Below are 13,367 nucleotides of genomic sequence, written 5' to 3' on the forward strand. Positions count from 1 at the left end.
GCTTGCGTTCTGACCGCGGATGGATAGGGGCGCAGGGGTGATTGACCGTGCGGACCAAGCCGATCCTGCCCAGTCGCCACAGGGCGCGTCCCTGCTGGCGCGGGTTGCCGATCGACTGAACCAGGGCAGGCGGGCGGCGGGGGAGCGGCAGGCGGCGTTCCAGCCCGGCCCATGGCTGTTGCCGCTGGCGCTGCTGATCCTGTGGATCCCGATCGCCATCTGGGGCGGGGCGCGGCTGCTGGAGCAAGCGGCGATTGCCGAGCGGCACGCGGCCGAGAGGACCAGTCGCCCGGCAATGCTGTCCCATTCCGTTGAGCGCGCCGAACATCGCACCATGGCGGCATTGATCGCGCGTCCGGGGGCGGCGGCGATGGTCGAGCGGCTGGCACGGGTGCTGCCCGCCGACGATCGGATCGTGTCGGCAGCCATGGCCGCCGACGGGGCGCTGACCATCGAGGTCCTGTCGCTGGACCCCGCACGGCTGAGGGCGGCATTGCGAACGTCGCCCGATACCGGGGCATTGCGGACCCGGGCGGAACGGCGGGAGGATGGCGCCATCCGCGTTACCCTGTCAGGGCGCGCGCCATGAACCGCCGGGAATGGACCATCGCGGCGGTGGCGTTGACGGGCGCTGCCCTGCTTGCCTGGCCGGCGATGGACGCATGGTTCGATCTGGGCGATGCCCGCGCGGCCCGTGCGGCGGCGGCGTCAGCGGGGCAGCGGGCCCGGAAACCCGTCCCGTTGCTGCGCGATGACGCCATGATGCGGGCTGGGGATGCCATGGCCGCCCGCCGGGCAATGGCCGGGGCAGTGATCGGGCGGGGTCGCGCGGGCGGCCTGTTGATCGAACGCGTCGTGCCCGCACGCGGCACGCCCCGGCTGGCGGCCGTGATCGTTGAGCTTTCGGGGCCGGAGGCGGGCGTCATTGCGCTGGTCGATCATGTCGAACGCCAGCGCCCGGCGATGCGATTTGCCCGGTGGCGGATGGAGGCGGCACCGGGTGGTGCTGTCCGGTTCAGCGGCGTGCTGGTGGCGCCATGGCGGCCATGAGGCGGCATCTGCCCCTTCTGGTCGCGGTGACGGCCGGCCTGATCGTGCCGCCGATGGTGCTTGCCATGGCTGATGGCGACGCGCCGGTTGCCGATGCCGCGCGGGTGGAGCCGATCGAGCCGCCGGCCGTGCCCGACTTGTCCGTCATCTATGGCCGGGCCCTGTTCGGCGCCCCTGCGGCCGATGCCGGACCGGCGATGGACGGACCGGACCTGGTCGGCATTTTCGGCCGGATCGGCAGCGACGCGGTGGCCATCGTGCGGCTGGGCGATGGCAACACCCGGACGCTTGGCCTTGGCGACAGTGTCGATGGCTGGCGGCTGGAGGCGCTGTCCGCCGATGCCGCCGCCTTCCGTCGCGGCAACCGGCAAGTGCGCGTGCCGGTGCCCGGATCGGCCGAACCCCCGACCGATCAGTAGATCCCGTCCAGTTCCAGCGACAGCCGGGGCGGGGGGCGGTCGATCAGCAGGCTTTTGTACTTGCCCAGCCGCTCTTCCTCCTGACGCAGGCGGTCCATCTTTTCGCGGGTCAGCGCGGCCGCATCGGCGGTGTCGCGGATGATGGTGGGCTTCAGAAAGATGAACAGCGTCCGCTTCTGCTGCGTTTCCCGGCGACTGCGGAACAATTCGCCCAGCACCGGAATGTCGCCCAGCACCGGCACCTTTTGCCGGGTTTCCGACCGGTCGTCGGTGATCAGGCCGCCCAGCACGATCACCTCTCCATCATCGGCCAGCACGGTCGTCGAAATCTGACGCCGGTTGGTGATGAGGTCGGCCGCCGATGCCGGAATGCCGCTGGGCAGGGACGATGCCTCCTGCACGATTTCGAGCCGCACGGTTTCGCCCGCGTTGACGCGCGGCAGGACCCGCAGCGTGATGCCGACATCCTTGCGTTCGATGGTGGTGAACGGGTTGGCGGTGCCGTTGCCCGTCAGGATCGATCCGGTGATGAAGGGCACTTCCTGACCGGCGATGAACTCCGCCGGGCTGTTGTCCAGAACGGTCACCTGCGGCTTGGACAGCAGGTTCGCGCGGGTCGATTGCCCCAGTGCCTGCACCAGCAGCGAAAAGGTATCCCCGATGGCGATATTGCCGTTGAACCCGCCCAGTGACCCGAACAGGGCGGCCGCCGGCACGTCCAGCGCGCTGAGGATCTGGCCCAGCGATGGGCCGGCGGTGTTGAACGATGTGCCCGCGCCCTCCACCTGATTGAGCACGGCGGCACTGGTGCCAAGCTGCACGCCCAGCGCCTCTGCATCGTCGCCCGTTATCTCGGCAATCGCGGCCTCGATCATCACCTGTGGCCGGCGGACATCCAGTTCGCGGATCACGGTTTCGATGGATGCGATCATCGTCGGGGTGGCGCGCACGACCAGAGCGTTGATTTCCGGCGCAGGCTGGACGGTGATGTCCGGCGTCGAAAAGCCCTGCGGCGTCTCCGCGCGGCCGCCGGTCGTTTCCGATGGCAGCTGCAGCGGCGTTCCCGACTGGCCGGAGCCGCCATTGGCCTGAGCCTGTTGATTGGCGGCGATCAGGCCGGCGACGGCGGCGGTCGGACTGGTGCTGCTGGCGCCGGCGCGGCTGCGCGACTGAAGGCTGCGGGCCACGGGATTGGTCGCGCCCGCCTCGATCCCCAGCGTGCCGCGCAGCACTTCGGTCACGGATTCGGCGTCGGCGTAATTCAGGCGGAACACGCGGGTCTGCGGCGTGGCCCCGCCCGGTGCGTCCAGCGCGACGACCATGCGGCGCGCCTCGTCCACCGCCGATGGCGTGCCCCGCACGATGACGGTGTTGCTGCGCGCATCGGCAGCGACACGGGTGGTGCCTGCGCCCTGACCCTCACCCATCACGCGCTGGATGGATTCGGCCACCGCCTCTGCGCTGCCGTTGCGCAGGGGGATGGCGGCAAAGGTCTGGCCGCCGCCGCCGTCCAGCGACCGCACGATCTGTTCCACGCGGCGGACATTGTCGGCGTAATCGGTGACGACGATCGCATTGGGGCTGTCCAGCGGTTCGACCGATCCGAACACGGCGATCAGCGGGCGGACGATGCGGGCTGCCTCTGCCGCCGGCACGTTGGACAGGCGGACCATGCGCGTCACCAGCTGCTCCCCGCTGGCCGAGCGGGTCGGCACGCCGCCGTCGCGCACGGCATTGGCGGCGGGCACAACGCGCCAGCCCCGGCCGGAGCGGACCGCCGCAAAGCCGTTGGCGCGCAGCACGGACAGGAACAGGTCCCACACCCCGGCTGGCGACAGCGGGCTGGCGGAAGTGACCGTCACATTGCCCTTGACCTGCGGGTCGAGGATTAGCGTGCGGCCCGTGATGCGCGACACCTGATCGGCGACGGTAGTGATGTCCACGTCGCGCATGTTCACGACGACATCCGCCGTTTCGGCTGATTGCGCCAGGATCGGCTGGACCGTGAATGTCGTCATCGCCGTGGCAAGCAGCAGGGTTTGGATCGGATGGCGCACTGGCAACACTCTATTGAAGGGGGACGGTGACGGTAACGGTCTGGCCGTCACGCTGGATTTCGACATCGGCGCTGCCCCGCTGCAGGGCGGACGCCATGGCTTCGCGGGCGGCACCGGCATCGCCCAGGGGGCGGCGATTGATGCTGCGGATCACGTCCCCGGGTTTCAAGCCGGGCAGGCCGGGCGCGCCGACGGCATAGCCGCCCTGCACCGGGCTGGCCTGCAGTTTTGACAGGATCGCCTGGACGCGCGCGGCATCGGGCGCGCCTGCGGTCGCCGCCGGTGATGGCGTGCCCATGGGTGATTGACCGGCGGGCGGCGGCGAGGCGGCGGCGGGGGCTGCCGAACCGGGCGACGGGGCGAAGGGATCGGGCAGGGCCAGATATTCGGCCCGGCCGCCATTGTTCAGGATTGCCCGGTCGCGCAGGATCGCCGTGATCTGTGCCCCCGCAATCGACTGGCCCACCGCATATTCGCGGGGCTTTTCCTCACCGACCTGAATGATGACGCGGGACATTGATTCCGGCCGGGCAAAGAACACGCCCTTCAGCGTGGCGGCGATCTGTGTCGGCTGTGCTGCGTCGGCCGGGTTCGTCTGGCCGAAGGGGGCGAGCGCCAGGGCAGGAGCGACATCCACCGCCGGGCTGGCCGGGCGCGGGCCGCCGCCGGGGACGGTGATCGCGCCGGTTCCGGCATGGCCGGCGATGCGCCAGGTCAACCCGGCCAGCGCAACAGCGACCGACAGGATCATGGCCGCCGCCACGATGTCCAGCAGGGTCCGTTTGCGCGCGTCGGATAGGGGCGGAAAAAGCGTCATGGCGCAGCCTTCATGACGAAGCCGTCCAGCGATGCAAGCGATCCGCGCTCACCCGCCGGGGAAACCGCGATCCGCACCTTGTCCAGCGCAGGATCGCTGGTGGGCGTGCGGGTGGTAGCGACGGTCCATTGCTGCCCCAGCAGCTCGACCGGCGCATCGCCCGCGGGAGCCACGCCCAGCGACAGTTCGGCGAGCCGGTTTTCCGCCACCCACATCGCCGCCGAACGCCGCTCCATCGCCCGGGTCGAATCGATATGGGTTTCCACCGTCCGCACGAGCCCCACCGTCGCAATGGCCAGCACGGCCAGCGCGACCAGCGCCTCGATCAGGGAAAACCCCTGTTGCTGTGCGCCGATGGTCATGTCGCCGGGGCCGCATTGTCGGGCAATGCCACGGCGATCAGGCCGTCATAGACGATCCGCCACCGCTGATCCCCGCTGGTGACGATGGCCGTCACCGGCTTGCCCATGGTGCTGCCGTTGAGGACGATGGGCGGCGCGGTATCCAGTTCGATCGCCATGCCGCCCGGCACGCGGTGAAAGGCGAGCGCCTCGTCGGTCCGCTCCTTCCATGCCGCACCTTCAAGAGTCGAGAAGGCATAGCCGTCGTCGCGGATGGTCAGCGCGACGATCCGGTCGCCCAGCATCGCGTCGTCGGACGCCGCCTGGATGCGTCCGGCCAGCCGCCGTGCCTCTGTCTCCACATTGGGCGTCCGGCTGGCCGCGCCGATGCCGAATGTCACGGTCCCCGCCGCCACGGCGATGATGGCCAGCACGATCAGCATTTCGATCAGCGTCATGCCGGTTTCGCCCGGCGACGGCCGGTTGCCCGGTTGGGCACTGGTCCCGGCGCTGGCGCGAAAGAATGTCCCCCCGGTCATCCGATCAGTTGCGCTTGCCGCCGATGTCCGCGTCCAGCCCCTCGCCACCCGGCTTGCCGTCGCGGCCCAGCGATTTCAGCTCATATCCGCTGCCGTCCGCCTGATAGACATAGGGATTGCCCCATGGATCGACGGGCGTCTGCGACAGATAGCCCCCTTCCGGATAATTGGTCGCGAGCGGCGGCGCGCTTGGCCGTTCGACCAGCGCCTTCAGCCCCTGAGCCGAGGTGGGGTATCCGCCATTGTCCAGCCGGTACAGTTTCAGGGCGCCGGAAATGCTGGCAATGTCGGTCGTCGCGGTCGTCACCCGCGCCTGATCCGGGCGGCCGATCACATTGGGCACGATCAGCGCCGCGACCAGCGCGATGATCGCCAGCACCACGATCATTTCAACCAGCGTCAGGCCAGTTTCGCCGGGCGCCGGTTGCCGGTTCGGCTTGCGGGCGATGCGCCGCTTTGCCACGCTGTCATGGAACTGTTTCAAAACTATGTGCATCCCCGCTCCATGCGTTCGATCCGTGAAAGCAATGTTACAGCCATGGCCGCTGACCCTCTGACCTCCGCTCCGATATCCGGACCGACGCAAAAGCGTGCGGATGGCGTGTGGCGGCTGGCTGCCGATGGCGCGATCATAGCCGTTTGCGATGGCCCTGCAACGCTGCTGGTGCCGACCGAATCGGTCCGCGTGCTGACCGTCGAACTTCCGCTGAAGTCTGCGGCACGGCGGGTTGAGGCGCTGCCCTATGCCGTGGAGGACCGGATTGCGGACCCGCTGGATGCGGTTCACCTCGCCCTGGGTCCGTCGGTTGGGCCTGATCTGTACCGGGTGGGGATCGTTCGCACGGCGGTGATTGCCGATTGGGTCGCGCGCGCTGAGGCGGCTGGCCTGGGCCATGCGCCGATGGTGCCCGATGCACTTGCCTTGCCGGAGCCGCCGGACGGGCAATGGGTGGTCGGGATCGACGGCGCGCGCGCGCTGGTGCGCGATGGGGCGGGCGGCGGGTTTGCCATGCCGCTGGCCGCGCTGCCCGCCGCATGGCGCGCGGCTGGGCGTCCGGCTGTGCTGGCCGATGGCGACGGGTTGCCGCCGGAACTGGCAGCGGTGGCGACCCCGGTGCAGCCGTTCGACGCTGCCGCCAGCCTGGCCGTGCCCGCGCTCGACCTGCGTCAGGGGGCGTGGCAGCGCCAGTCGTCCGGCGATCCGCTGCTCCGGCGGCTGGCCTGGATCGTCGGGCTGGGCATTGCGGCGCATGTCGGCATCGCGGCGGCCGATACGGTGATGACCGGCGTGATTGCGGATCGGCGTGCCAATGACACGCGCGCGCTGGTTCAGCAGTTCGCGCCCGGCACGCCGATGGACGGTGATCTGGCCGATCGGGTGACGGCAATGCTGCCCGCGGCGGGCATGGGCGGGGCAACCGACCGGTTCCTGCCGCGTCTGACCCGCGTGGCGGGGGTTATCCAGCCACTGGTCCCCGCCGGTACGGTGCAGTCCGTTCGGTTCGAGGGGGATCGCATGATCCTGACCATCGATGGCGATGCGGCGCTGGCCGCGCGCATCCAGTCGGCACTGGCGGCGTCGGGCGTGCCGGGCACGGCAACCGGCGATGCTTCCGGCGTCGTAACCGTGACGGCGGGGGCATGATGCGACAGGTGATTGCCCGGCAGATGCCGACGCTGGACCGCGGCCTTTCGGCGTTCGACCGGTGGTGGGACCGCCTTTCCATCCGCGAACGGCGGATGGTGGCAGGGCTGGCCCTGATCCTCTCGCTAGTCGCTCTGGTCTTTCTGGTCGTCCGGCCGCTTCAGGCGGCACGGGCAGAGGCGCTGGCCGATATCCGCCTCCATGAAACGCTGAACGCCCGCATCCTGGCGGCCGGGCGGCTGGATGCAGCGCAGGCGGCGCCCGCCGGTTCGCCGGATCAGCTTGTCCAGCAGGCGGCGGGTCAGATGGGCGCGGCATTGACGGTGCAGGGCAACGGATATCGCCTGACGCTGACCGATGCGGATTATGCGCTGGTGGTCGGACAGCTGGGACAGGTAACGCGCGGTGCGGGCCTGGCGGTCGCGCGGGCCGATCTGGTGCGGGGCAATGCCCCCGGCCGGGTCAGCGGAACGGTGGAGCTGGCACGATGAACGACATGGCCGTCGCCCCCGCCATTCCGCCCCGCCGGGTGGGGTCCGCCATGATCCCCTATGGCTTTGCGCGGCGCAACGGCGTGATCCTGCGCATGGGCGAACAGAGCGCGGAATGCCTTTACCGGGCCAGTGCGCCCCTTGATGCGCTGATCGAGGCGCAGCGGATCGCGCCGGGCGTTGCCATGCAGCTGCTGGACGAGGCGGCGTTCGACGCCGCGCTGAGTGCGACGTTCGGGGAGGGGAGCGCGGCGACGGCCGCCGATCTGGACATGGACGGCATGGACCTGGCTGCCCTGGCCGACAGCGTGGCGGCGGTCGACGACCTGCTCGATACGCGCGACGATTCGCCGGTCATCCGCCTGATCAACGCCATCCTGCTGGAAGCGGTGAAGGAAGGCGCGTCCGACGTTCATGTCGAAACGCAGGAAAAGCGGCTGTTCGTCCGGTTCCGCATCGATGGCGTGCTGCGCGACGTGGTGGAGCCGCAGCGCGCGCTGGCCCCCCTGCTGGTCAGCCGGATCAAGGTGATGGCGCGGCTCGACATCGCCGAAAAGCGGGTGCCGCAGGACGGGCGCGTCACGCTGCGCATCGGCGGGCACGATGTCGATGCGCGTGTGTCCACCATTCCCACCCAGCATGGCGAACGGGTGGTCATGCGATTGCTGGAAAAGGGCAATTTGCGGCTCGACATGGCGGCGCTGGGGATGAGCGAGCGGGACCGCGCGGTGTTCGAACGGTTGCTGGAAAAGCCCAATGGCATGGTGCTGGTGACCGGCCCGACCGGATCGGGCAAGACGACGACGCTCTATTCCGCGCTCAACCGGCTGAACGATCGCAAGCGCAACATCATGACGGTGGAAGATCCCATCGAATATGAACTGCCCGGCATCGGCCAGACCCAGGTGAACCCGCGCACCGACCTGACCTTTGCCCGCGGCCTGCGCGCGATCCTGCGTCAGGATCCCGATGTCATCATGGTCGGCGAAATCCGGGATCAGGAAACGGCCAGCGTCGCCGTGCGATCCGCGATGACGGGGCATTTCGTGCTGTCCACGCTGCACACCAATTCGGCGATCGGTTCGGTCACCCGGCTGATCGACATGGGGGTGGAACGCTATCTGCTGGCACCCATGCTGGTCGGGCTGGTCGCGCAGCGGCTGGTGCGGCGGCTGTGCCCGGATTGCCGGCAGGAAGACCGGGCGACGGATGCCGATGCTGCTCTCCTCGGCGGGATGCTGAAGGCGGGCAAGAAGGTCTGGCGGCCGGTCGGCTGTCCCGCCTGTCATGGCGAGGGGTATCGCGGCCGGGCGGGCCTGTACGAAGTCATTGCCGTGGACGATCAGTTTCAGGCGCTGGTCCATGAAGGCGCGTCCGAGGCGCAGCTGGAGCGGGTGGCCCGCAAATATGGCCCCAGCCTGCTGGAGGATGGCGCGCGCAAGGTGCGCGACGGCCTGACCACCGTCGAGGAAGTCGCCCGCGTGGTGCGGGACGAGGCCTGATCCATGCCGGCCTTTGCCTATCGCGCTGCCGACCGGGCGGGCGCCACCCGAAAGGGGGTGGTGGAGGCATCCAGCCCCGCCGCCGCGCGCGCTCAGCTGCGCGATCAGGGGCTGTTGCCGCTGGCCGTCGATCTGGCGGCGGACCGGGGTGGCAGGACTGGAGCGGGTTTCAGCCTGCCGTCGCTGCGCCGGCGCGGGGTTTCCGCGCGGCAGCTGGCGACCATCACGCGCCAGATTGCGACGCTGGTGGGATCGGATATCCCGGTCGAGGAAGCCGTGCGGCTGGTCGCCCAGCAATCCGAGGCACCTGCGGCGAGCGCCGTGCTGCTGGATGTGCGGGCCGCGATCCTGGACGGGCGGGGCTTTGCCAGCGCGCTGGGGCGGCATCCGCGGGTCTTTCCCGAATTCTACCGCGCATCGGTTGCGGCGGGCGAGCAATCGGGCACGCTGTCGCAGGTGCTGGCCCATCTGGCCGAATTCGTCGAACGCCGTCATGCCAATGGCCAGAAGATCCAGCTGGCGCTGCTGTATCCCGCGCTGCTTGCCGCGGTGTCCTTCGGCATGATGGTGCTGTTGATGGTCTATGTCGTGCCGGACATCGTGCGGGTGTTCGTCAGTCGCGGTGCCGAGTTGCCGTTCCTGACCCGCGCGCTGATTGCGATCAGTGCGTTTCTGCAAGGCTATGGCCTGTATCTGCTGATCGGCGCGGCGGTCGTGGCGCTGGGCTATGCGCGCTGGGCGCGGGTGCCGGACAACCGGCTGCGCGTGCACCGGGCGTTCAACCGACGGCCGCCCTTTGCCCGGTTCAGCCGTCAGTTCAACGCCGCCCGTTTCGCCGGGTCACTGGCGACGCTTGTGGAAAGCGCGGTGCCGTTGCTGGAGGCATTGCAGGCGGCGGCGGCCGTCACGCCCAATCTGTACGTCCGTCAGGCCGCGCTGGGCGTTGCCGCGCGGGTGCGTGAGGGGGTCAGCCTGCGCGCGGCGATGCAGGAGGCGGGCGTGTTCCCCTCCATGCTGATCGCCATCGTCGCGTCGGGCGAAACCAGCGGCAAGCTTGGCCCGGCCCTCGGCCGGGCGGCGGATGAACTGGACCGCGAACTGGATGCGTTGACCGCGACGCTGGTCTCGCTGGTCGAGCCGCTGGTGCTGCTGGTGATGGGCGGGCTGGTGCTGCTGATGGTGCTGGCGATCCTGTTGCCGATCATCAACCTCAACAATCTGGTCGCGCTATAATTGCTTCTGGATCGTCACCCCGGCGGGAATGCCCAGAAAGGGGAGGTCGGCGGCGCCATCGGGCGTCATGGTGACGGCCAGGCGGCCATCCCCGGCCAGCTTTGCCTCGATCAGCGTGCGGCGCTGCTGCGCCTGCGGGGCCACGCGGATCACGCTTTGACCGCCGACCTGTTCGGCCGTTATGCGCAGCGCCGGGACGGTGGTGCTCGTGCCCGGTGTCGCCTTGGCCCAGCACTGGCCGGGTTCGGTGACGATCAGGCCACTGGCCGCCGCCGATCCGCCGGTGGACAGCCGGTCCCAATCGATACGCATGACCATGTCGCACTGAAAGGGCAGGGCCTGCGCCGCCGCCGCGATCAGGCCGAACCGCGCCGTGCCGCTGACCTGATCGACCGTCCATCCGCCAGCCGACAGCAGCGCCCGTCCGCCAAGATCGGTGTCGGTCCCGGTTGCCTGCCAGTCTGCGGCAAAGCCCAGATTGGCCAGCGAGCGCAGCGGCGCCCAATCCCATGCCGCGCGGGTGCCCCCGGCAATGCCCACTTCGCCGTTCCAGATCGTGCCCGCAATGCCGGTGCGCCATGGTCGGTTTTTCAGGACGACGCTGGCCGGCACCGTAGCGACCATGGCAACGACGTAGCAGGCTGTTCCCCACAGGGTGAACCGGATAAGGGTGCGCCGCGCCACCATGCGCGGGGCGGAAGGAGTCGAGCGTGAATCGCCGTCAGTTGCTGCACCTGTCATCGGGACTGATGCTGTCGTCACTGCCATGGCTGGTCGATCCCCTGTTGGCCCAAAAGGCAAAGGCGAAGGGCGACAAGCGCCCCATCGCCCTGTTGCTGCCGCTGACCGGCGAATATGCCGCGCTGGGCACTAGCATGAAGCAGGCAGCGATGCTTGCCCAAATCAATCAGGGGGCGGATGCCGCCGCGCTGATGACGCTGGATACCGGCAGCACGGGCAAGGGCGCGAGTGCGCAGGCAACGGCCGCGATCCGGCGCGGCGTTGCCATGCTGATCGGCCCGCTGACCGGGGGCGAGACGGCCGCGGCCGGGGCCGCCAATGCCAGACGGGTGCCGATGATCGCGCTGACCAACGATCCGGCAAGCCGTGCGGCGGGGACACAGATTTTCGGGATCACGGCAGGTCAGTTGACCAGCGCGGTGCTGCGCTATGCCCGCCAGCGCGGCGTTCGCCGGGTGCTTGTGATCGGCGATGGCGGCGCATGGTCCGTGGCATCGGCGGCGGCGGCCACTGCGCTGCGTGCCGAACTGGGCATCGAATTGAGCGCCATCGACGTCATGGCGGGCCAGCCGCTACCCGGCGCGGGGGAAATGCCCGATGCGGTGTTGCTGCCCAGCAGCGATGACCGGGCGCTGGCCGCTGCCCGCCAGATACAGGCAAGCGGCGTGCAATTGCTGACCACGATGCAGGGGCTGGATTACCGGCCGGAGGCACTGGCCGCGCTGAAGGGTGCATGGCTGGCCAGCATCGACCCGGAGACGTTCAGCGGCTTTGCCAGCGCCTATGAGGCACGCAATGGCGGCAATCCCGGCGCGCTGGCCGCGCTGACCTATGACGCCACGACCATCGCCCTTCGCCTGCGGGCGACCGGCCCGATCAGCACGAACGCTCTGTTCGATCCCACCGGGTTCGATTGCATCACCGGTCCGGTCCGGTTTCGTACCGATGGCAGCTGCGCGCGCCAGTTCGCGATCCTGGTCGGCACGGGCGATGGCTATGATAAGGCGGCGGTGAGCCAGGGAACATGATCGCCCCGCGGCCGTCCGAACAGGGCTTTACCCTGATCGAGCTGATGATTTCCCTTGGCCTGTTCGCACTGATTGCGGTGGCCGGGCTGGCGATGGTCGACGGCATTTTGGGCGTGCAGGCGCGGACCGAGGTTCGGCTGGACCGGTTGTCCGATCTGCAACGGGCGATGCTGGTGATCGACGGCGATCTGGATGCGGTGGCCAATGGGGATGTGAACGGCACGGCCGACGCCCTGTCCTTTGTCCGCAGCGCGCCGGGCATGGGCGGCCCGGCGCTGCCGATCCGTTATGCGCTGACCGACGGCGTTTTGATGCGGATGGCGGGGCCGCAGCCGCAGATGCTGTTGCGCGGGGTTACCGGCGTCCGCTTTCGCTATCTGGGCGAGGGATGGTCCGAACGCTGGCCGGTCGAGGGGGGGCAAACGCCGTCCTGGCCGCGGGCGGTGGAGGTGGTGATGACGCTGGCCCCCGGTTCCGGCCCGCAGGGGAGCCTGCGCCGGCTGGTCGAACTGCCGGAACGGCCACCGGTGACCGAGACGAGGCAGCCATGACGTCATCTTCGCCGCCATCCGCCGGGTCGCCCCCCACCGAACCGCCAGCGTCCGAACAGGGCATGATCCTGGTCAACGTCCTGATGTTCGTGGCGATCGCGTCGGGGCTGGTCCTGCTAATGATCAACCGTGAGGAGCTGGCGCTCGACAGGGCGCTTCGGGTCAGCGAGGCGGCGCGCGCAATGGCGGTGGTGCGCGGCGGGGAGGGGTCGGCCATTTCGGCGCTGCAACGCGATCTGGCGGCGGGGGCGGACGTGGATCATCGCGGCGAACCCTGGGCGGCGATTGCCGAAACCGGGGTGTCGATCGACGGCGGGACGTTTGACCTGGCGGTGTCCGATGCGGAGGGGCGGTTCAACCTCAACAACCTGATGTCCGGCGACGTCATCGAAACGATCCGGTTCCAGGATATCGGCAAGGCAGCGGGCCTGACCGAGGATCAGATCGTGCAGGCGATCGGGCTGGTCCGCACATATGGCCCCATCACCGATGTCCGTCCGTTGCGACAGGCGCAGATCGACCCGGCCACGCTGACGCGGCTGGAGGCGATGGTGACGGCATTGCCCGGCCGGACGACGATCAACGCCAATGCGGTATCGCCGGAATTGCTGAGCGTGCTGCTGAACAATCCCGACATTGCTTCGCGAATGATTGCCCTTCGCGAAGGGGACGGCCAGTTGTCGGTCGACGATGTGGCGGCCGCCGGCGCATCGCTGCCAACGGGCGTCGGCCTCAATTCCTCGACCTTCTGGGTGCGCACGCGCGTCCGGATCGGGGATACGGTGCAACAGGGCGCGACCCTGCTGAAACGCCGGCGTGACGGACCGGAACAGACGCCGATCGTCCGCGCCGTGGCGCGCTGGCGGGGCGCTAGTCTGCCGCCCGGCGTGCCGGAATTTCCCCCGCCGCGCTGATCCTGCCGCTTGCCGGTTTCCCCCGTGCGGCGCACCGGC

General features: G+C 69.3%; 16 protein-coding genes. 10 read left to right on the forward strand and 6 right to left on the reverse strand.

The window, feature by feature from the left end:
• Positions 1-37: 37 nt before the first annotated feature.
• From NYR55_RS00845 to NYR55_RS00855, 3 genes are read left to right on the forward strand one after another with little or no spacing between them, the layout of a single operon-like run.
• A complete protein-coding gene (locus NYR55_RS00845) occupies positions 38-589 on the forward strand; it encodes a hypothetical protein (protein ID WP_260019368.1) in 552 nt (183 codons plus the stop codon).
• Positions 586-1,050: a hypothetical protein gene (locus NYR55_RS00850; RefSeq protein WP_260019369.1), complete on the forward strand. Its 465-nt coding sequence runs from the start codon at positions 586-588 to the stop codon at positions 1,048-1,050. The genes NYR55_RS00845 and NYR55_RS00850 overlap by 4 nt, the downstream gene beginning before the upstream one ends.
• Positions 1,038-1,469: a hypothetical protein gene (locus tag NYR55_RS00855; RefSeq protein ID WP_260019370.1), complete on the forward strand. Its 432-nt coding sequence runs from the start codon at positions 1,038-1,040 to the stop codon at positions 1,467-1,469. The genes NYR55_RS00850 and NYR55_RS00855 overlap by 13 nt, the downstream gene beginning before the upstream one ends.
• On the opposite strand, the gene gspD is transcribed toward NYR55_RS00855, so the two are convergent.
• The 5 genes from gspD to gspG are packed head-to-tail and all read right to left on the reverse strand — an operon-like array spanning position 1,463 to position 5,719.
• Positions 1,463-3,526 (reverse strand): type II secretion system secretin GspD, encoded by a 2,064-nt coding sequence (gene gspD, locus NYR55_RS00860; protein ID WP_260019371.1) that lies wholly within the window; start codon positions 3,524-3,526, stop codon positions 1,463-1,465. The two genes, NYR55_RS00855 and gspD, sit on opposite strands and share 7 nt — an antisense overlap.
• A gap of 10 nt (positions 3,527-3,536) precedes the next feature.
• A complete protein-coding gene (locus NYR55_RS00865) occupies positions 3,537-4,343 on the reverse strand; it encodes a type II secretion system protein N (RefSeq protein ID WP_260019372.1) in 807 nt (268 codons plus the stop codon).
• Positions 4,340-4,705 carry a type II secretion system minor pseudopilin GspI gene (gspI, locus tag NYR55_RS00870; RefSeq protein WP_260019373.1) on the reverse strand — a complete coding sequence of 122 codons (366 nt, stop codon included), beginning with the start codon at positions 4,703-4,705 and terminating at the stop codon, positions 4,340-4,342. Before gspI ends, NYR55_RS00865 begins: the two co-directional genes overlap by 4 nt.
• Positions 4,702-5,223, reverse strand: a complete 522-nt coding sequence (locus NYR55_RS00875; RefSeq protein ID WP_260019374.1) for a prepilin-type N-terminal cleavage/methylation domain-containing protein — start codon at positions 5,221-5,223, stop codon at positions 4,702-4,704. Before NYR55_RS00875 ends, gspI begins: the two co-directional genes overlap by 4 nt.
• 4 nt (positions 5,224-5,227) lie before the next feature.
• Entirely contained in the window at positions 5,228-5,719 is a 492-nt protein-coding gene (gene gspG / locus NYR55_RS00880) for a type II secretion system major pseudopilin GspG (protein ID WP_260019375.1), read from the reverse strand.
• 42 nt (positions 5,720-5,761) lie between these two features.
• On the opposite strand from gspG, the gene gspL reads away from it, so the two are divergent.
• The 4 genes from gspL to gspF are packed head-to-tail and all read left to right on the forward strand — an operon-like array spanning position 5,762 to position 10,094.
• A complete protein-coding gene (gene gspL, locus NYR55_RS00885) occupies positions 5,762-6,868 on the forward strand; it encodes a type II secretion system protein GspL (protein ID WP_260019376.1) in 1,107 nt (368 codons plus the stop codon).
• Entirely contained in the window at positions 6,865-7,359 is a 495-nt protein-coding gene (locus NYR55_RS00890; protein WP_260019377.1) for a type II secretion system protein M, read from the forward strand. Before gspL ends, NYR55_RS00890 begins: the two co-directional genes overlap by 4 nt.
• Positions 7,356-8,861 carry a type II secretion system ATPase GspE gene (gene gspE, locus NYR55_RS00895; protein WP_260019378.1) on the forward strand — a complete coding sequence of 502 codons (1,506 nt, stop codon included), beginning with the start codon at positions 7,356-7,358 and terminating at the stop codon, positions 8,859-8,861. The genes NYR55_RS00890 and gspE overlap by 4 nt, the downstream gene beginning before the upstream one ends.
• A gap of 3 nt (positions 8,862-8,864) precedes the next feature.
• On the forward strand, positions 8,865-10,094 hold the full coding sequence (gspF, locus tag NYR55_RS00900) for a type II secretion system inner membrane protein GspF (protein ID WP_260019379.1): 1,230 nt from the start codon (positions 8,865-8,867) through the stop codon (positions 10,092-10,094).
• Here the strand turns inward: gspF and NYR55_RS00905 are convergent.
• The gene (locus NYR55_RS00905) at positions 10,089-10,718 is read right to left on the reverse strand and encodes a hypothetical protein (protein WP_260019380.1); all 630 of its coding nucleotides are present in this window, start codon (positions 10,716-10,718) and stop codon (positions 10,089-10,091) included. The two genes, gspF and NYR55_RS00905, sit on opposite strands and share 6 nt — an antisense overlap.
• 86 nt (positions 10,719-10,804) lie before the next feature.
• On the opposite strand from NYR55_RS00905, the gene NYR55_RS00910 reads away from it, so the two are divergent.
• Genes NYR55_RS00910 through NYR55_RS00920 form a run of 3 tightly spaced genes read left to right on the forward strand, consistent with a single transcriptional unit; the run spans position 10,805 to position 13,328 of the window.
• Entirely contained in the window at positions 10,805-11,863 is a 1,059-nt protein-coding gene (locus NYR55_RS00910; protein ID WP_260019381.1) for a penicillin-binding protein activator, read from the forward strand.
• Positions 11,860-12,414: a type II secretion system protein GspJ gene (locus NYR55_RS00915; RefSeq protein ID WP_260019382.1), complete on the forward strand. Its 555-nt coding sequence runs from the start codon at positions 11,860-11,862 to the stop codon at positions 12,412-12,414. Before NYR55_RS00910 ends, NYR55_RS00915 begins: the two co-directional genes overlap by 4 nt.
• Positions 12,411-13,328 carry a general secretion pathway protein GspK gene (locus tag NYR55_RS00920; protein WP_260019383.1) on the forward strand — a complete coding sequence of 306 codons (918 nt, stop codon included), beginning with the start codon at positions 12,411-12,413 and terminating at the stop codon, positions 13,326-13,328. Before NYR55_RS00915 ends, NYR55_RS00920 begins: the two co-directional genes overlap by 4 nt.
• Positions 13,329-13,367 lie beyond the last annotated feature (39 nt).

The sequence above is a fragment of the Sphingomonas sp. BGYR3 genome, from assembly GCF_025153455.1.
Classification (GTDB): domain Bacteria; phylum Pseudomonadota; class Alphaproteobacteria; order Sphingomonadales; family Sphingomonadaceae; genus Sphingomonas.